Here is a 16,911-nt window from a genome sequence, read left to right on the forward strand (position 1 = left end):
GGCCATCGACCGCTAAGCACTTGCAAACAGATGATATCCCAGTTGTTTTGATGCCGGATTAATAATCGCGATAGCGCACAGCATCGCATCGGCGCTGCGCTTTCTTACGGCGGGATGGGATGGGCTTAGTACGACGCTACCGAAAGATCCGCCGGTTGGCCCGACCGCATCTCCATATTGTCCCTACTGGCGTTCGCGATATGAAGTGCGATGTTAGGGCCTGGATGGCCGTTTCGCGCGCGGCGGCTTCGCACCGATGATCACCGAGGGCACCCATACCGACGAAGCCCATAGCCGGAGCAACGTCGATCAGCCCTTGAGCCATTGCGTCATCGACTGTAATTCTCCACTCGGCGCCAGTACGGAAGAACCAGCACGGAAGAATTGAATGAGCGACAATCACAACGCCCGCAATGACGCCACCGGCGACGATTCGATCCCGCCGTGGCACCGGGCGCTGCTGGGCGGCGCGATCAGCGCCATTCCCGGAACCCGGGAAAAGCACGACGGCGAGATCAACACCGTCGCCGTCGCCTTCTTTGCGAACCTGGTGGTGGCGCTGGCCAAGTTCGGGGGCTATTTTGTCGTCCACTCGTCCGCGCTGCTGGCCGAAGCCATCCATTCCACGGCCGTCACGATCAACCAGGGGCTGATGCTGCGCGGCCAGTTGACCGCCCGACATCTGGCCACGACCGAGCACCCTTTCGGGTTCGGACGCGAGCGCTACTTCTGGGGGTTCATGGTCTCGGTGGTCATGTTCGGGATCGGCGCCGTGCTGTCCATCGGCCGCGGCGTTCTCGCCATCGCGAGCGGAGAAGAGCACGAAATCGCGTTGATCTGGGTGCCCTATGCGGCCCTGACCGTCGGCCTGGTCATGGACGGCACGTCTCTCCTCCAGGCGATCCGCCAAACCCGCCGGAGCAAGGGCGATCTGAGCTATCGGCAATACATCAAACGGGCCAAATCTCCCGAGGCGCCGCTGGTTCTACTCGAGGACAGCGCGGCGATGTTCGGCCTGTTCTTCGCCTACGGCGGCATTACCCTGTCGCTGATCACCGGTAACAACATCTACGACGGTATCGCGAGCATCCTCGTCGGCCTCGTGCTCACCGCCGTGTCCTGGATCCTCGCGAGCCGGATGAAAAGCCTGCTGATCGGCGAATCCGCGTTGCCGGAAGAGATGGATGCGATCCGCGAGGCGCTCACCGGCCCCGAGGAAGTACGCGAGGTGCTCTACATCCGCACCTTGTATCTGTCCCCCAACGACCTGCTGATCGAAACCAAGGTCCGCTTCGATCCGGATATGCAGTTCAGGGATATCGCCACCGCCATCGATCGCATGGAGCAGGATATTCGCAGCCGGATCGGGCATGCGCGCCTCATATCGATCGAGCCGGATATCCCCGAGACGAGCGATGTCGAGTTGCCGGGGTACAAGAGCAGCGAAGGCGAATCATAGCCGGATGCGTTTTTCTCGCTTTCATTCGCGTTTATTGGCGTTCATTTGCGGACGAATTCCGGCTTCATGAAGATCGATCAATCCTTATGTGGGTCGGTATTACCCGAAATCCCCGCAGGCGCCGCCGGCAAGGTTCGTTTATGCCGGGTACGTTCGTAGGTGTCGACGATTATCCGTTCGGCGTCGCGCTCGATCTCGCGGCCTTCCAGGAACGCATCGATCTGTTCGTAGGTCACGCCGAGGGCTTCTTCGTCCGGCCGCTGGGGCCGCAGCGATTCCAGGTCGGCGGTCGGCTTTTTCTCGACGATCGCGTCGGGCGCGCCGAGCGCCCGCCCGACCGCCCGGACCTGGCGCTTGTTCAAACCGAACAGCGGGGTGAGGTCGGCCGCGCCGTCGCCGAACTTGGTAAAAAATCCCATCACCGCTTCCGCGGCCTGATCGGTACCGACGACCAGACCGTGGTGGCGGGCGGCGATCGCATATTGCGCGATCATGCGCTGGCGGGCCTTGACGTTGCCGAGCACGAAGTCGCGTTGATTTTCGTTTTCGAAGCTCAGGCCGGCGCTGTCGAGCGCGGCATCCATGTACCGCGTCGGGCCTTCGATATCCACTTCTAGCGTTTCATCGGGGCGGATGAACGCTAACGCGGCGCGGGCATCGTCGGCGTCCTGCTGGCGGCCGTGAGGCAGTCGCACCGCGAAAAAGCGCGGCCCATCGTCGCCCGACGAACCCCGGGCGCGTTCCACGGCGAGCTGCGCGAGCCGTCCGGCGACCGAGGAATCGACGCCGCCGCTGATGCCGAGCACCAGGGCCCGCGCCTTTGCCTGTTCGAGATAGCGATACAGAAAATCGACGCGGCGCTCTATTTCCGCGCTGGCATCGATCGTGGGCGCAACCAGCAGCGCTTGGATGATCTCGCGCTGGATCGCGGCTGACTCGTTTCGACTCATGAATTCACCTGTTTCGCCAAGTTCGCGTTTATTCTTAATTGAATAGAAATCAAGCCTGCCAACCGCCGGCGGCCTCGGCGTAATAAGATACCAGCCGTCGCAATGCATAGTGCGCGGCAGCCAATCGCACCTTGTTGCGCCCACCGGCAAACCACCGGGTCTCGGTAAGGCGCCGGATCGTGTCGTCGGTGACGATCGCCCAGCCGAAACAGACGGTTCCGGGCGGCACACCCCGGGGGCCCGGCGCCGGGCCGGCGATCCCGGTATTGGCGATCGCTGCGTTCGCGTGGCTGTGGCGTATCGCGCCCACGGCCATGGCGTCGGCAACGATTTCGCTGGTCAGCCCGTGCTTTTCCAGCAGTTCGGGTTCTATGCCCAGATGGCGCGTCTTGGCCTGTGGCGAATACACCGTCAGGCCGCAGTCGATGGCCTGCCCGCTACCCGGGACACGCGCCAGTTCCGAGACCACAAGTCCCGCCGTGCAGGATTCGGCGGTTGCCAATGTCACCTCGTGGCGCAACAGAAAATTCACGATATCCTCGAGTTCTTCCATGGTTGCGATCGTCGTGCGTGGCGGCATTGGTGCAGGCTAACCGCAAACCGTCCTACCGGCTGTCGATGCGATTGAAGAAAAAGCCTGGTGTTTACCCCGAGCCCGCTTCCTTGGCCGGGTGTGCCGGGTATCGATCTCCACCGACGAAGCACGCGGCGTCGGCTCGAAGGCCGGGCGCCCGGCTCACCATCGGGATCACCCTGATCCACGCCGCGCGCCAAGATGCCTAGGCTCGACATACGCTAACCGTTGGCTGAATTCTCATGCCGCTTCAGTGCGCGCCGCCGCTCGTAATCTGTATTCCCGTACGCGACGAAACCCGGCGCCTACCCGCGCTCATTCAGGCTCTGGCCGAACAGCGCGACGGTGCGCCGTTCGGAGTCTGTTTATTGTTCGACGGCCCGCAGCCCGATTGTCGCGACCGTGCGATCGAACAGGCTCGGGCGGCGCGGCTGACCCTGTATCACGACAGCATCGCGCGGCAAAAACGCTCCAACGCCGGTCGCGCCCGGCGCGCGGCCATGGCGCTGGGGCTGGCCACGCTCGGCGACGCCGCCGACGGCCTGATCCTGACCACCGACGCCGACTGCCGGCCCGCGCCGGACTGGGTCGCGGCCAATCGGGCCGCCCTGGCGGAGGTCGATATCGTGGCCGGCCATATCCGGCGCGAACCGCTTCCGGCGCACCGACGGCGCGATCGTCTGGAGCGGTATCTGGAACGGCTTTACACGCTCGAGCGCACGCTCGACCCGATCACCTACGAGCCGCCGCCGGGCCACCCGAGCATCGGCGGTGCGAGCCTGGGTTTTCGGGCCTCGGTTTATCGGGCGCTCGGCGGTTTCGCGACGCTGGCCGCGGGCGAGGATACCGATCTGGTGCAGACTGCCCGACGCCTGGGGTTTTGGGTACGGCGCGATCACCAGGTCCGGGTCGAGACCTCGTCGCGGCTGTTCGGCCGCGCCCGCGGCGGTTTGGCGGACGAGCTGCGCCGCAGCAAGTATGCGCCCTCGGCGTCCGAGCGCGTCGAGCGTCCGGCGGAAGTCGCGGCGCGCTACGAGGCGTGCGCGGCCGCCCGTCGCGCTTTTACCGGCGATTCGCGCGCCTACGGGTTTCTCGCGGATCGCTGCGCGGTAGGCATCCGCGAACTGCATGCGCTGGTCCACGAAAGCCCCAGCGCCGATGCCTTCGCGCTGCTGATCGAGAGCCGCTGGCCGGCGGCGCGCCGGATCGATCTGGTCACCGCCGAGGCCGAACTGGCGCGGCTGCTGCCCTATCCGCTCGGTGGAGCCGATAATGAAGCGGTCTGATTGTAAAACCGCCCCCCGGCTGGACCGCGACGCGCTCGATAATCCGTGCTTTCTCCGCCGCGGCATGGCCCGGTTCGGCGCGAATCTGCCGCTACGCGACCCATCTGACAGCGACGAGATGATCACTCTGCTGCGGCGTCTTTATGCCGCCGGGCGCCACGATCTGGCGCTTGGCCGCCTGTTCGAGGGCCACGTCGACGCCTTGCAGATCATCGGCCGCTACGGCCGGCCCGAACTCGCCGAGGCGATGACCGGGCTGGCGCGCCACGGCGCCACTTTCGGCGTCTGGAACGCGCCCTGGCGCGAATACCCGCTGCAGCGCGAACACGGCCGTCTTTCCGGCGGCAAGCTGTTCGCCTCCGGCGCCGGGGTCATCAGCCACGCGCTGGTCACCCTCGACGCGGGCGACGCGGGCGACGCCGATCAATCCCAGCTGCTTTTGCTCGATCTGGCCGCCACCCCGCCGGCGATCGATCGCGACTGGTGGCAAGTGGTCGGCATGCAGGCATCGGAGACGCACCGGGTGCGCTGGCACGATCAACCCCTGCAACAGGCGCATACGATCGGCGCGCCGGGCGACTATCAACGCCTGCCCTGGTTCGCCACCGGCGCCCTGCGCTTCGTCGCGGTCCAGGCCGGCGGAATCGCGGCCATCTTTGATCAAGTGCGCGAGCATTTGCAGCGCACCAAACGCGACGGCGATCCACACCAGCGCGAGCGCCTGGCCCGCCTGTACGGCCTGGCGCAGAGCGCGGCCGCGGTCTGTCGCGACACCGGCGCGCGCCAGTTCGAGGCCGGCATCGACCGGCGCGTCGCGGAGGTCGCCCATGCCCGCGGCGCGGTGGCCGAGTTCGCCGAGCAGGCGATCGCCCTGGCCCAGCATTCGGTGGGCCTGGCCGGCCTGTTCAAGCGCCATCCGCTGTCGCGTGTGCTCACCGACCTGACCGTGTATCTGCGCCAACCCGGGCCCGACGCGCAGCGCATGTGCGTGGCCGATGCGATCACGAGCGGCGAACTACGGCCTGGCCTATGATCCCGCTCGATCTCGACGACATACGCAGCGCGGTGGTCGTCGCGCCGCATCCGGACGACGAGATCATCGGCGCCTTCGGGCTGATGCGGGCGCTGGTACGACGCGGCGCCCGGGTACGCGTGGTAGTGGTCACCGACGGCTCGGCCTCGCATCCGAACAGCCCGAGCCATCCTAGAGAGCGCTTGATCGCGGCGCGACGCGCCGAATGTCGGCGCGGCCTGTCCCGGGCCGGCGTGCGCGCGCGCTCGATTCGATATCTGGCGCATCGCGACGCTACGCTCGCGCGCTACGATCCGCGGCGCCGGCGTCGCCTGGCGCGCGATATCGCGCACGGCCCGGCCCCGGACCTGCTGGTCGTGCCCACCCATGCCGACGATCACCCCGATCATCGCGCGGTCGCACGCGCCTGCCGCGGGATCTGGCCCGAATGCCGGCGCCGGCTGGCCTACCCGGTCTGGCCGCGGCCCGGCCATCGGCCGCCGCGGCTATCGCTGTTTCTCACCCTCGGCCCGCAGCTCCGGCGGATGAAACAAAGCGCGCTGCACTGTCACGCCACCCAGACCGGCGCCATCGACGACGACCCGAACGGGTTCACCATGAGCCCCGAGCAACGAGCGCGTTTCTGTCGTGCGGTGGAACGCTTCGAACGGGTATGAGCCGTCGCATCGACCTCGCGAGATTCGAGACCCATTTCGCGACCGACCCCGACCCCTGGGCCACCTGGCGCGCACGCGACGAAGCCGTAAAACGCCGCGCCATCGTGCGCGCGCTCGGCGCGCAACGTCATGCCCGCGTGCTGGAACTGGCCAGCGGCAACGGCTCGAACAGCGCCGCCCTGGTGCGCAAATCGTGGCGGCTGCTGGCCTGCGACGGCAGCCGGACCGGCGCCGCGTTGACCGCGCAGGCGCTCGCGCCGCACGACCGCGCCCGGGCCCGGCTGGCGGTTCTGCCCGAAGACTATCCGCGCCACACCTTCGACGCGATCGTGATCGCCGAACTGCTGTATTACCTGACGCCCGTGGCAATGGCCCGCCTGGCCGAAAAAACGGCACAAACCCTGCGCCCCGGCGGGCGGCTGGTGCTGGCGCACCACCACATCACTTTTCATGACGCGGCGCAGCCCGGGCGCGGTATCCACACCCGGTTTCTGGCCGCCACCGGGCGGCGCTGGCGGCGTTGCCGGGCGCGCCGCAATCGCCGCTGGCAAATAGAGAGCTTCATTTAGCCACCGGGAAGCAGCACGCGGTGCGCGCTATTCGCCGGCCGCCGACAGCACGGACAGGTTGGCCAGCGAAGTCTTCTTGATCGCGACCATGCCGGTCGCGAACGCGGCCATCGGGATGATGGCCAGCAGCGTGCTGACGCCCGCGCCCAGCCCGGTCACGGTGGTGAAATTCGTAAGCACCAGATACAGAATGAATATGAGCAGCACGGTGGCCGCCACCGGCATCCAGCGGGTGGTGATCGCGCGCCCGGGTGCGCGCCGCGGCGCCTTGAAGAAGAAGACGGCCGCAGCGATCGAAGTCAGCAGCATGAGCATCACGATGCCGACGGTGGCGATGCCGGCCATGGAACCGAACACGCCCACCAGCGGGCTCGCGCCGCTGATCGCGCACAGAATCACCAGCACCACCGCGGTGGCGGTCTGGAACAGCGACGAGATATACGGCGAACCGTGGCGTTGATGGCTGGTCGCGAACGCCCGCGGCAGAATGCCGAAGTTGGCCAGCACGAACTGATAGCGCGCCACGATGTTGTGAAACGACAGCACGCAGGCCATCAAGCTGGTCAACAACAGCAGTTGCATGAGCCCGGCCAGCACCGGCCCGGTGTAGAAACGCGCGGTATCCAGCACCATGTTGCCGCCGTTCGACAGATACCGGTTCGCGATCTGGCGTATCGTGTCCGGCCCCCAGGCATACACCAGACACCAGCACGAAACGGTATAGAACGCGCCGATGATCAGCACCGCCAGATAGGTTGCGCGTGGGATCGTGCGATTCGGGTCGCGGGCTTCGTCGCGAAACACGGCGGTCGCCTCGAAGCCGATGAAGCCGGTCACGCCGAACAGTACGGCAATGCCGAAGGCCCCGGCGTCGGCCGGCGCGCTCGGCGTATGCGCCAAGCCGGCCACGGCGCTGGCCGGTGGCGCGGCCACGATGGCGACGTTCATAACCAGCACCACGCCGATTTCCAGAATCAGCGCCACCGCCAACACCTTCGAACTCAGTTCGATATGCCGGTAGCCGAGCGCGGCCACCGCGACCAGCGCCGCGCCCGCGTACAGCCACCACGGCAGCGCCGGGCCGCCCATGGCCACCACTGTATCGTTGGCCGCCCAGCCGAGAAAGCCGTAGATGCCGAGCTGGATCGCGGTATAGGTGATCAGAGCCACGAAGGCCGTGCCCTGGCCGGCCCGCGGGCCGAGCCCGGTACCGACATAGGTAAAAAACGCGCCGGCCTCCCTGACGTACGGCGTCATCGCGACGAAACCGACCGAAAAGATCAGCAGCACCAGCGACGCGAACACGAACCCCAGCGGCGCCGCAGCGCCGTTGCCCAACCCGATCGCCAGCGGAATATTGCCGCTGACCACCGTCAGCGGTGCCGCCGCCGCCACCACCATGAATACGACGCCGGCGGTGCCGAGCTTTCCGGACAGGCGATTTCTTTCGCCCGATGACGTTGTCGATGCCTTGTCAGTTGTCATGATGATCCGAGTCCTCCTGTTTTTATTCGACCAAGGCGCCGGACCGAGCCGTGGGCCGGCCGACGCGCTATCAGTGCCGTTACGTCTTCATCGCGATGCCGGCGCGGCTGAGCAGCGGCGCGAGACGATTGGCCGCCAGCGCCGGACACCAGCCGTGCGGCTTGTGCATGGGCGCGCCCTCGGCCATGAGCAGGGCGTTGAGCACGGCCTCATCGGTCGCCTGGACGACCGCCATATAAAACGGATCGAAATATTCGTCGTTCACGTAGCGCATCCGCTGCTGCACCGGGGCGCGCTGCGGCAGCGGACCCGCGTTGGCCGTGCTGAAGGCGAGGAACATGTCGCCCGAATCGTTGCCGCCCGGGCTGCCCGCCCGGCCGATGCCGAGCCCGGCGCGCTCGGCGAGCCGCTTCAACTGATGCGGCAGCATCGGCGCGTCGGTGGCGATCACGGCGACGATCGAACCGCGCTCGCGGTTGAGTTCGGCCGGCTCGTTTTCGTCGATCAGCGCTTGGCCGACCGGCACGCCGCACACCGTCAGCCAGTCGCGCTTGCCGTGATTGGCCTGCACCAGCACACCGACCGTATAAACGGCCTCACCCACGCGCACCCGACGCGAAGCGGTGCCGGTGCCGCCCTTGAAGCCGTAGCAGATCATGCCGTTGCCGCCGCCGACGTTGCCCTCGGCGAGCGCGCCGCCGGCGGCGCGGTCCAGCGCTTCACGAACATGGTGGGCCTCGATGTGCTGCCCGTTGATGTCGTTGAGCACGCCGTCGTAAGTCTCGGCGACCACCGGCATCGCCCAAAGATGGTGCGCGTCGAACTCCTCGGCATGATGATCGAGCAGCCAGCGCGTCGCCGCGTGGTGCACGATGCCGACGCTGTGCGTGTTCGTCAGGCAGATGGGGCCGACGAAATAGCCGCCGTGCTCGATCCAGTGCGTCCCGGTGACCTCGCCGTTGCCGTTCAAGGCATGAAAGCCCGCCCATACCGGCATCGGCCGGGGTTCGCGGCCCCGCGGCAGCACCGCGGTCACGCCGGTCTTGATCGGCCGGCCGCTGTCGGCGACGGCGTCGAGCGTGGCATAGCCCACCAGCACGCCGTCCACGTCGGTGACGGCGTTGTTCGGCCCGGGCGCGCCGGGTATCGGCAGGCCCAGATCGCGTGCGCGCATTCGGTTCATTCGCAAGCGTTCCTTTTCAACAGTGCGAGAATGGCGGCGTCGTCAGCGCAGACGGGCAGCGCTCGTGTCATGGCGCCGGCCATTCAAGCGGCGGCACGAGGCCCAGGCACAAGGCCCAGACATAAGGCCTAGACCCTCGTGATGCGGATACCAATTTAGGCGCGCATGACATTTAAATACCATAACCAATTCGGATGCCATACGAATGTCAAAGACAGGGGAATCATCGGTCCTGGCCGAGCGGGTCGCGCAACTCGACGGCGGGCTTTCGCCGGCCGAGCGCGCGCTCTATGCCACGCTGGAAGCCCATCTGGAAAATCTGGCTTTCGAGACCGGCGCGAGCCTTGCCGAAAAAAGCGGCGTAAGCCCGAATACGGTCAGCCGTTTTTTGCGCCGGCTGGGCTATAAGGGGGTGAACGGGCTCAAACAGGCGCTGCGCGACGAGGTGCGCACGCATTCGCTGCTCAACGCCACGCTGATCGAGCGCGTCGAGCACCGGCCCGCCGACCTGACGAGCCATCTCAACGCCGAGATCAATGCGCTCAAGGATTTCGCCGAGCAACTCGGCGGCGCCCACTGGCAGACCGTCGTGAGCCGCGTGGCCGAGGCCGAGCGCGTGTTCGTATGCGGCTTTCAGACCGTACGCGGGCTGGCCGAGGACTTCGCCAACCGGCTGGCGCTGGTCCGCCCCGGGGTGGAATTCATCGACCTGTACAGCGGCGTGCTCGGCCAGTGGATCGACAGCCGCAACGAGCGCTGCTGCGTGGTTCTGATCGATATCACGCCCTATGCCGAGGCCGGCATCACCTTCGCCAACGATTGCCTAGCCAACGAGACCGATCTGGTGGTGTTCAGCGACGAATACGGCATCGCCCGCTATATCGACACGCCCTGCATCGTGAGCATGAACACCCGGACCGGCCTGATCCTGGAATCCACCGGCGGCCTGACCAGCGCGCTCAATGTGCTGCTGCACTGCGTGGCCTCGGCGCACAAGACCGATCTGCGCGAACGCATGGAAGCCTACCGCGCGCGCGTGCAGAATCTGAGGCTATATACCAAGTAATCGTTGAGTTTGCCCACATAAGGCACACAACGTGTTATTATTTCAGGCGTGAAGGAGTACACTTGGAATGTTGAAAAGAATAATTGGCTTATTGAAGAGCGCGGACTCTCATTTGAGCGAATCGTTTATCTGATCGAGCATGGCGGATTGCTGGATATAGTTGCTCATCACAATCCGTCACGTTACCCAGATCAGAAGATTCTGGTCGTAAACGTTGACGAATACGCGTGTCTTGTTCCTTTCGTTGAATCTAACGAGGGTTACTTCCTCAAAACAATTATTCCAAGCCGGAAAGCTACCAAGACATATTTGGAGGCTTTAAATGAGTAAGAAACCCCACCTCACGGACGAAGAGCGCGAGATACTCGATGCTTATGAGCACGGCGAATATACGTCTGTTTTAACGGATGATAGACGTAGTGCTCATGTTGCTGCTGCTCGCCAAACCTTCAAAAAGGATAAGCGGGTTAATATTCGCATATCACAAAAAGATCTCGAACTACTGCAGGAACGCGCGCTTAGAGAAGGGCTTCCCTACCAAACTCTCATGTCTAGTGTCCTGCACAAGTTTGTTAACGGTAGGTTTGTCGATCGCGAAACCCAACAGATCGCTGCAGTTGACCGCCCGTGGCGGGGCGGCAACTGAGCATGAGCGCCGTCGCGCGTGAGCGGCCCGCGCGGCCGGCCGACTAAATTCGCACGAGACGGCTCCGGCGAACAGCGCTACGCTAGTCAGCAAGACGTCGGCGGCAGACCGGCCGGGGCACGGTCGCCACCCGCTTCGGGCCGCGCCCTACAACGACACCACGCCCCGTACAGGCTGGCAAGGGGCTGAGGTTTTCATTACGGGAGTCGCGCCATGCAATGGTCAGCACCGAAAGTCTTCGACGATCCGAGCTATCAGAATGTGCTCGCCACCTATCGCGTGGACGAGGCCGAACAGGTCGCGCGCCTGCTCGATATCGCGGCACTCGACGACGCCGCCGCGCGTGAGGTCGAGGCGCAGGCGGCCAAACTAGTCGAGGTGGTGCGCGCCAAGGCCACCGAGGGCAGCGGTATCGACGCCTTCATGCAGGAATACGAGCTGTCCAGCGCCGAAGGCGTGGTGCTCATGTGCCTGGCCGAAGCGCTGCTGCGCATTCCGGATTCGGAAACCATCGACAAGCTGATCGAGGACAAGGTCGGCGGCTCCAACTGGGAGTCGCACCTGGGCGAATCGAAGTCCTGGTTCGTCAACGCCTCGACCTGGGGTTTGATGATCTCGGGCCGCATGCTGCGCCGCGAGGATCTGCCCGAGCGCAATTTCGGCAGCATGATGCGCCGCATGGTGCGGCGTTCCGGCGAGCCGTTCATCCGTTCGGCGGTGCGCCGGGCGATGCGCGTGATGGGCCACCAGTTCGTCATGGGCCGCTCGATCGAAGAGGCCTTGAAGAACGCCCGGGCGCTGGAAAAGCGCGGCTATTCCTATTCCTACGACATGCTCGGCGAAGCCGCGCGCACCGACGCCGACGCCCAGCGCTATTTCGACGACTACCACCGCGCCATCGAGGCCTGCGGCGAAGCCAGCCGCGAACGCGGGCCGGAGGATGCGCCGGGCGTCTCGGTCAAGCTCTCCGCCCTGCACGCCCGTTACGAACTGGGTCATCGCCGGCGCGTGCTCGACGAACTGCTGCCCCGGCTGCAGAAGTTGACGCGCCTGGCCGCCCGGCACGACATCAACCTGACCGTGGATGCCGAGGAAGCCGATCGGCTGGATCTGTCGCTCGAGCTGTTCGAACTGGCCTCGGCCGACGACGAACTCGGCGATTGGCAGGGTTTCGGCCTGGCGATCCAGGCCTATCAGAAGCGCGCGCTGGACGTGATCGAATGGCTGGCCGATCTCGGCCGGCGCCACAACCGCCGCATCATGGTGCGCCTGGTCAAGGGCGCCTATTGGGACACCGAGATCAAGCGCGCCCAGGAAGCGGGCCTGGCCGGCTACCCGGTATTCACCCGCAAGGCCAACACCGATGTTTCCTTCATGGCCTGCGCGCGCCGTATCCTCGCGCACGACGACGTGTTCTACGGCCAGTTCGCCACCCACAACGCCCATACGCTGGCCTATATCCGGCATCTGGTCGGCACGCGCTCGGACTTCGAGTTCCAGCGCCTGCACGGCATGGGCGAAGAGCTGTATTCGGAGATCGTCGAAAAAGGCGACGCCGCGACGCGCCCGCGCTGTCGTATCTACGCTCCGGTCGGCGCGCACGAGGACTTGCTGGCTTATCTGGTCCGGCGCCTGCTGGAAAACGGCGCCAACAGCTCGTTCGTGAACCGCCTGGTGGACGAAAACGAGCCGATCGCCGATATCGTGGCCGACCCGGTGCGGGTGGTGCGCGAGGCCAGCCAGGTGCGCCATCCGCGCATTCCGCTGCCGCACGATCTGTACGGCGAGCGCCGGCCCAACGCCCGCGGCATCGATCTGTCCGATCTGCGCGAACTCGCGGCGCTGTCCGAGTCGATGACCGCGGCCGACGCCGAGACCTGGCAGGCCGGCCCGCTGATCGGCGGCAAGCGGCCCAAGCGCGCGGCGGACGCGCTGGCCGCCGGCGAAGCCCACGCCGTGCCCAATCCGGCTCACGTCGAGCGGATCGTCGGCCATGTGGCGATGGCCGACGACGACGACGTAGAAGCCGCGCTCGCCGCCACCCATGCTGCCGCCCCGCGCTGGGCCGCCACGCCCGCGATCCAGCGCGCGGCCTGCCTGCGTCGTTACGCCGATTTGCTCGAAGCCCATATGGGCGAGTTGATCGCGCGCTGCACGCGCGAGGCCGGCAAGAACATCGCCGACGGCGTGGCCGAGGTGCGCGAGGCGGTGGATTTCTGCCGCTATTACGCGGTCCAGGTCGAGGACGAATTCGCCGCCGATGCCGTTCTGCCCGGCCCCACCGGCGAGCGCAACACCTACGGGCTCTACGGGCGCGGCGTATTCGTCGCGATCTGTCCGTGGAACTTCCCGCTGGCAATCTTCACCGGTCAGGTGGCGGCGGCGCTCGCCGCCGGCAACGCGGTGATCGCCAAGCCGGCCGAGCAGAGCTGCCTGATCGGCGCGCGCGCGGTCGAACTGATGCACGAAGCCGGCTTCCCCGGCGACGTGCTGGCTTTTTTGCCCGGCGCCGGCGAGATCGGCGCCAAGCTGGTCGCCGACCCGCGCATCGCCGGCGTGGCCTTCACCGGCTCGCTGGCTACCGCCCGCAAGATCAACCAGACGCTAGCCGAACGCGACGGACCGATCATTCCGCTGATCGCCGAGACCGGCGGCCAGAACGCGATGATCGTGGATTCCTCCGCGCTGATCGAACAGGTCGTGGCCGACATCATCCGCTCCGGCTTCCAGAGCGCCGGCCAGCGCTGTTCGGCCCTGCGCCTGCTGTACGTGCAGTCCGATATCGCCGATACGCTGATTGAAATGCTCACCGGCGCCATGGCCGAACTCGCGGTGGGCGACCCCTGGCATCTGGGCACCGACGTCACGCCGGTGATCGACGCCGAGGCGCGGGACAATCTGGCGGCCTACGCCGAATATGCCGACAAGACCCTCAAACGGCTATATACCTGCGAACTCGACGCGGCCCATCAACAGGGCACCTACATCGCGCCGCGCATCTACGAACTCGAATCGATCGAGGCGCTCGGCGACGAACAGTTCGGCCCGATCGTGCATATCATCCGCTTCGACGCCGCCGAGATCGACGATGTCGTCGACCGGATCAACGGCCTGGGCTACGGCCTGACGTTCGGCATCCACAGCCGTATCGACACCACGGTCGAGCGGGTGCTCAAACGGCTCAAGGTCGGCAACGCCTACGTCAACCGCAACATTATCGGCGCGGTGGTCGGGGTGCATCCGTTCGGCGGCGAGGGGTTGTCCGGCACCGGGCCCAAGGCCGGCGGACCGAACTATCTGCACCGGTTCGCCACCGAACGGGCGGTCTCGCGCGACACCACCGCGGCCGGCGGCAACGCATCGCTCATGTCGCTGGAAGAAGACGAGCCCGCCGAACATGTTTTCGTCACGCCCGAGCCGCAGCGTTTCAACCGATCGGCCGGAGCCGAACCGGCGCGCAACCGCGAAGCGGCCGAATAATACCAACCCTCATAAAGATTGATCGATCTTCATGAAGCCAGAATTCGTCCGCAAATGAACGCCAATAAACGCGAATGAAAGCGAGAAAAGTGCATAAGCGCGTCTTATTGGCGTGCATTTGCGCTTATTTGCGGATTTTTTTGACCGGTAGGTCGTTGCTTTTGCAGGTTGGCATAAGCCGGCTCGTAGGGAAGCCGCCCTTTCCGCCGGCTCCCCATCTCTCCGATCACGGACGTATCTTGTGGCCGCCTGGGGTCCTGGGTCGGTCAGTCGGAAACGTCGATATTCATGTCGTTGGCCATGTCCTTCGCCTTGCGTAGATGACCCTTGATCACCGGCAGTCCGGTCGCCGCCATCTGGCTCACCCGGGCGTTGTTATGACTCGCCTTTTCTTTCCGAAACAGATCGCGCGCCTGCTTGTGCCCTTTCACGCTTAAACGGACATAGGCCCGGTCGAACTGCTTGCTGGAAAGACCCGCCAGCCGGTCATACTTTTGCTGTTTGCCGCTCGGGAGATCGTCCGGAACATTCAGATTCGCCTCATCGGGGCCTCCCGTTTAGCGTGATTAAAATCGTAAAATACGTTCAGAGGCGGCGTGACAACGCTCACCGCCGAACGCACGGGCCACGCCGCAGATCGACAAGCAAACCTTGCGCGTATCCGAAATTCGAGTATTCGCAAGCCACAAGATCAGGTCAAACGATAAAACCTAGTTTTTTCACGTATTTGCGAATGGAAAACGGCTAAGGGAAACGCGCCGATTGAGCGCGGCGCCTCGTCTTGCAGCGAATCGGCCATGTCATGCCGGGCCGGAAAATCATGAGCTGTCACAGGGAAAACCCTTAGGAGGGTTGTATTACAAATATAAAATACGCCAAATTTTTAATTAAAAACAAAATTTTACATTAGCCCGGGAATATTACCTACCAGTCCATATCCTGTTGGGCACAACTTAAAATATTTTTACGCCACTGCTTATCTGCTATAAGAAAGCACCAACTCCTGGTTCAATAAAGCGGAGGTATAAGATGCGCGCTTTAGTACATGTGGTGGACGACAACGCAGCTTTTCGAGGATCGATAAGCGCTTTGCTGGAATCGGTCGGTATCGAGGCGATAAGCTATGATTGCGCCGAGGATTTTCTCGGCTCATCGATATCCGCGCGGCCCGGCTGTTTTCTGTTCGATTTGCGTCTTCCGGATATGGGCGGGCTTGAATTACAAAGCGCCTGTGTCGATCGGGGCTATTCGCAGCCGATCATCTTCCTGACCGGCTTCGGCGAGGTGGATGTCTCGGTACAGGCCATGCGCCAGGGGGCGACGCAGTTCCTAACCAAGCCGGTCGGCAACGAAAGGCTGTTGTCCCATATCCGCCAGGCCGTGGACAGCGACCGCAAGCAGCGCGCGAGCCGCAACCGTCAGTCCACGGTACGGGCACGCATCGACTTGCTTACGGCTCGCGAGCGCGAGGTACTCAGCTATGTCCTCGACGGTTGCGCCAACAAGGAGATCGGCCGCTTCATGGGCATCAGCCACAAGACCGTCGAATTGCATCGCAGCAACATGATGCACAAGATGCACGCCGATTCGCTCGCGATGCTGGTGCGGATGTGCGTCGAAGTCGGGTTCCTGGGCACCCATACCGGCGCGCCCGTGCAGTGGCCCGCCCGGGCGTGACCAGGATTGACGACGAGGACCGGCCGGCGTTTCACACCACGTCGTATCGGCCTGCGGGGCCGCCTGGCGGCGGCCTGCTCCTCTTCTGAAAAAACCTAAAAACAATATGTTACGCGTAGTTCGGATTAGGCGTTAGCCGTAATCCGACAGAATACGGCGGCAATATCCCATTGGCGTCGGATTACGCGCTGCGCGCTAATCCGACCTACGCGTGTTCATGCGTTTATCGAGGTGATGATTATTATTTTGTTCATATTCTACTTATATACTCGAATATTAGACAATAACTTTATCGCATGCGAACCATGTATTATGAACCAGCGGCCCATGCCCATGAATAATCGGCATTTTCAGGCCAAGCCGGCGCCATCCTACATTCACTAGGGCAATACCTAATACTCATCCATCGGCTTTCCGATCCAGAATTCGCAGCAATTCTTGAGGGCAAAAAAGCCATGCAAAGCAATCGAACCGATAAATCCGACGATTTATATATCTTTCTTGCTCGGGTCGCGGTGAAATACCGCGATCGGCCGCCGACACTCGAACCTTCCGAGACCGTGGCGCGCGTCGCCGCGCATTTGATGACGGTGGGCACCTATGCCGACATCTGCGAATTGATCGATCTGACCGACAACGCATTCCTGAACGCCGTGATGGCATCGGCGGAGCCGGGCTGGTTCACCGACCGCGCTTGGCGTTACTGGACCAACTACCTGACGCGGCGTACCGACCGGCCCGATCGTATTCTTGCCGCCGCCTCTTCCGCCGTTCGTCCCGCAATCGGCGGCTTTTGAGATGACTTGCGCGGCGACCGGCCGCGCTTTTTATCCAGCTTCCCGACCAA

Annotated in this window: 15 protein-coding genes; 10 read left to right on the plus strand and 5 right to left on the minus strand. The window is 64.2% G+C overall.

The genetic code is table 11. The features are described from left to right. Positions 1-388: 388 nt before the first annotated feature. On the plus strand, positions 389-1,459 hold the full coding sequence (locus VFJ08_RS00310; protein WP_324993975.1) for a cation diffusion facilitator family transporter: 1,071 nt from the start codon (positions 389-391) through the stop codon (positions 1,457-1,459). A gap of 77 nt (positions 1,460-1,536) precedes the next feature. Here VFJ08_RS00310 and nadE read toward each other — a convergent pair whose 3' ends face one another. After that, positions 1,537-2,409 (minus strand): ammonia-dependent NAD(+) synthetase, encoded by an 873-nt coding sequence (nadE, locus tag VFJ08_RS00315; protein ID WP_324993977.1) that lies wholly within the window; start codon positions 2,407-2,409, stop codon positions 1,537-1,539. 49 nt (positions 2,410-2,458) lie between these two features. Then, a complete protein-coding gene (locus VFJ08_RS00320; RefSeq protein ID WP_324993979.1) occupies positions 2,459-2,962 on the minus strand; it encodes a CinA family protein in 504 nt (167 codons plus the stop codon). A 263-nt stretch (positions 2,963-3,225) separates the two neighbouring features. Between VFJ08_RS00320 and VFJ08_RS00325 the strand changes: the two genes are divergently transcribed. The 4 genes from VFJ08_RS00325 to VFJ08_RS00340 are packed head-to-tail and all read left to right on the plus strand — an operon-like array spanning position 3,226 to position 6,527. After that, entirely contained in the window at positions 3,226-4,269 is a 1,044-nt protein-coding gene (locus VFJ08_RS00325) for a glycosyltransferase (RefSeq protein WP_324993981.1), read from the plus strand. Beyond that, complete coding sequence (locus VFJ08_RS00330; protein WP_324993983.1) at positions 4,256-5,302, plus strand: acyl-CoA dehydrogenase family protein; 1,047 nt, start codon at positions 4,256-4,258, stop codon at positions 5,300-5,302. Before VFJ08_RS00325 ends, VFJ08_RS00330 begins: the two co-directional genes overlap by 14 nt. Next, entirely contained in the window at positions 5,299-5,958 is a 660-nt protein-coding gene (locus VFJ08_RS00335; protein ID WP_324993985.1) for a PIG-L family deacetylase, read from the plus strand. The genes VFJ08_RS00330 and VFJ08_RS00335 overlap by 4 nt, the downstream gene beginning before the upstream one ends. Next, positions 5,955-6,527, plus strand: coding sequence for a class I SAM-dependent methyltransferase (locus tag VFJ08_RS00340; protein WP_324993987.1), 573 nt, complete (start codon positions 5,955-5,957; stop codon positions 6,525-6,527). The genes VFJ08_RS00335 and VFJ08_RS00340 overlap by 4 nt, the downstream gene beginning before the upstream one ends. 27 nt (positions 6,528-6,554) lie before the next feature. On the opposite strand, the gene VFJ08_RS00345 is transcribed toward VFJ08_RS00340, so the two are convergent. Together VFJ08_RS00345 and VFJ08_RS00350 are read right to left on the minus strand one after the other, a co-directional pair. Then, on the minus strand, positions 6,555-8,012 hold the full coding sequence (locus VFJ08_RS00345; RefSeq protein ID WP_324993989.1) for an APC family permease: 1,458 nt from the start codon (positions 8,010-8,012) through the stop codon (positions 6,555-6,557). Positions 8,013-8,091: 79 nt separating this feature from the next. Next, positions 8,092-9,195: a P1 family peptidase gene (locus tag VFJ08_RS00350; RefSeq protein WP_324993991.1), complete on the minus strand. Its 1,104-nt coding sequence runs from the start codon at positions 9,193-9,195 to the stop codon at positions 8,092-8,094. A gap of 205 nt (positions 9,196-9,400) precedes the next feature. Between VFJ08_RS00350 and VFJ08_RS00355 the strand changes: the two genes are divergently transcribed. The 3 genes from VFJ08_RS00355 to putA all read left to right on the plus strand — a co-directional run bounded on the left by VFJ08_RS00355 (position 9,401) and on the right by putA (position 14,387). Beyond that, entirely contained in the window at positions 9,401-10,261 is an 861-nt protein-coding gene (locus VFJ08_RS00355) for a MurR/RpiR family transcriptional regulator (RefSeq protein WP_324993994.1), read from the plus strand. Between the two features lie 322 nt (positions 10,262-10,583). Then, complete coding sequence (locus VFJ08_RS00360; RefSeq protein WP_324993995.1) at positions 10,584-10,907, plus strand: hypothetical protein; 324 nt, start codon at positions 10,584-10,586, stop codon at positions 10,905-10,907. 213 nt (positions 10,908-11,120) lie between these two features. Continuing rightward, positions 11,121-14,387 carry a bifunctional proline dehydrogenase/L-glutamate gamma-semialdehyde dehydrogenase PutA gene (gene putA / locus VFJ08_RS00365; protein WP_324993997.1) on the plus strand — a complete coding sequence of 1,089 codons (3,267 nt, stop codon included), beginning with the start codon at positions 11,121-11,123 and terminating at the stop codon, positions 14,385-14,387. Between the two features lie 266 nt (positions 14,388-14,653). Here putA and VFJ08_RS00370 read toward each other — a convergent pair whose 3' ends face one another. Beyond that, positions 14,654-14,920: a DUF4142 domain-containing protein gene (locus VFJ08_RS00370; RefSeq protein ID WP_324994036.1), complete on the minus strand. Its 267-nt coding sequence runs from the start codon at positions 14,918-14,920 to the stop codon at positions 14,654-14,656. Positions 14,921-15,416: 496 nt separating this feature from the next. On the opposite strand from VFJ08_RS00370, the gene VFJ08_RS00375 reads away from it, so the two are divergent. Together VFJ08_RS00375 and VFJ08_RS00380 are read left to right on the plus strand one after the other, a co-directional pair. Further along, positions 15,417-16,064, plus strand: a complete 648-nt coding sequence (locus VFJ08_RS00375; protein WP_324993999.1) for a response regulator transcription factor — start codon at positions 15,417-15,419, stop codon at positions 16,062-16,064. A gap of 455 nt (positions 16,065-16,519) precedes the next feature. Then, positions 16,520-16,861, plus strand: a complete 342-nt coding sequence (locus VFJ08_RS00380; protein WP_324994001.1) for a hypothetical protein — start codon at positions 16,520-16,522, stop codon at positions 16,859-16,861. Positions 16,862-16,911 lie beyond the last annotated feature (50 nt).

The organism is Salinisphaera sp., assembly GCF_035690525.1.
GTDB lineage: Bacteria > Pseudomonadota > Gammaproteobacteria > Nevskiales > Salinisphaeraceae > Salinisphaera.

Excerpts from the sequence above, each read along its gene's own strand:
- VFJ08_RS00310 (WP_324993975.1), top strand. The coding sequence starts at position 389 with ATGAGCGACAATCACAACGCCCGCAATGACGCCACCGGCGACGATTCG.
- nadE (WP_324993977.1), bottom strand. The coding sequence starts at position 2,409 with ATGAGTCGAAACGAGTCAGCCGCGATCCAGCGCGAGATCATCCAAGCG.
- VFJ08_RS00320 (WP_324993979.1), bottom strand. The coding sequence starts at position 2,962 with ATGGAAGAACTCGAGGATATCGTGAATTTTCTGTTGCGCCACGAGGTG.
- VFJ08_RS00325 (WP_324993981.1), top strand. The coding sequence starts at position 3,226 with ATGCCGCTTCAGTGCGCGCCGCCGCTCGTAATCTGTATTCCCGTACGC.
- VFJ08_RS00330 (WP_324993983.1), top strand. The coding sequence starts at position 4,256 with ATGAAGCGGTCTGATTGTAAAACCGCCCCCCGGCTGGACCGCGACGCG.
- VFJ08_RS00335 (WP_324993985.1), top strand. The coding sequence starts at position 5,299 with ATGATCCCGCTCGATCTCGACGACATACGCAGCGCGGTGGTCGTCGCG.
- VFJ08_RS00340 (WP_324993987.1), top strand. The coding sequence starts at position 5,955 with ATGAGCCGTCGCATCGACCTCGCGAGATTCGAGACCCATTTCGCGACC.
- VFJ08_RS00345 (WP_324993989.1), bottom strand. The coding sequence starts at position 8,012 with ATGACAACTGACAAGGCATCGACAACGTCATCGGGCGAAAGAAATCGC.
- VFJ08_RS00350 (WP_324993991.1), bottom strand. The coding sequence starts at position 9,195 with ATGAACCGAATGCGCGCACGCGATCTGGGCCTGCCGATACCCGGCGCG.
- VFJ08_RS00355 (WP_324993994.1), top strand. The coding sequence starts at position 9,401 with ATGTCAAAGACAGGGGAATCATCGGTCCTGGCCGAGCGGGTCGCGCAA.
- VFJ08_RS00360 (WP_324993995.1), top strand. The coding sequence starts at position 10,584 with ATGAGTAAGAAACCCCACCTCACGGACGAAGAGCGCGAGATACTCGAT.
- putA (WP_324993997.1), top strand. The coding sequence starts at position 11,121 with ATGCAATGGTCAGCACCGAAAGTCTTCGACGATCCGAGCTATCAGAAT.
- VFJ08_RS00375 (WP_324993999.1), top strand. The coding sequence starts at position 15,417 with ATGCGCGCTTTAGTACATGTGGTGGACGACAACGCAGCTTTTCGAGGA.
- VFJ08_RS00380 (WP_324994001.1), top strand. The coding sequence starts at position 16,520 with ATGCAAAGCAATCGAACCGATAAATCCGACGATTTATATATCTTTCTT.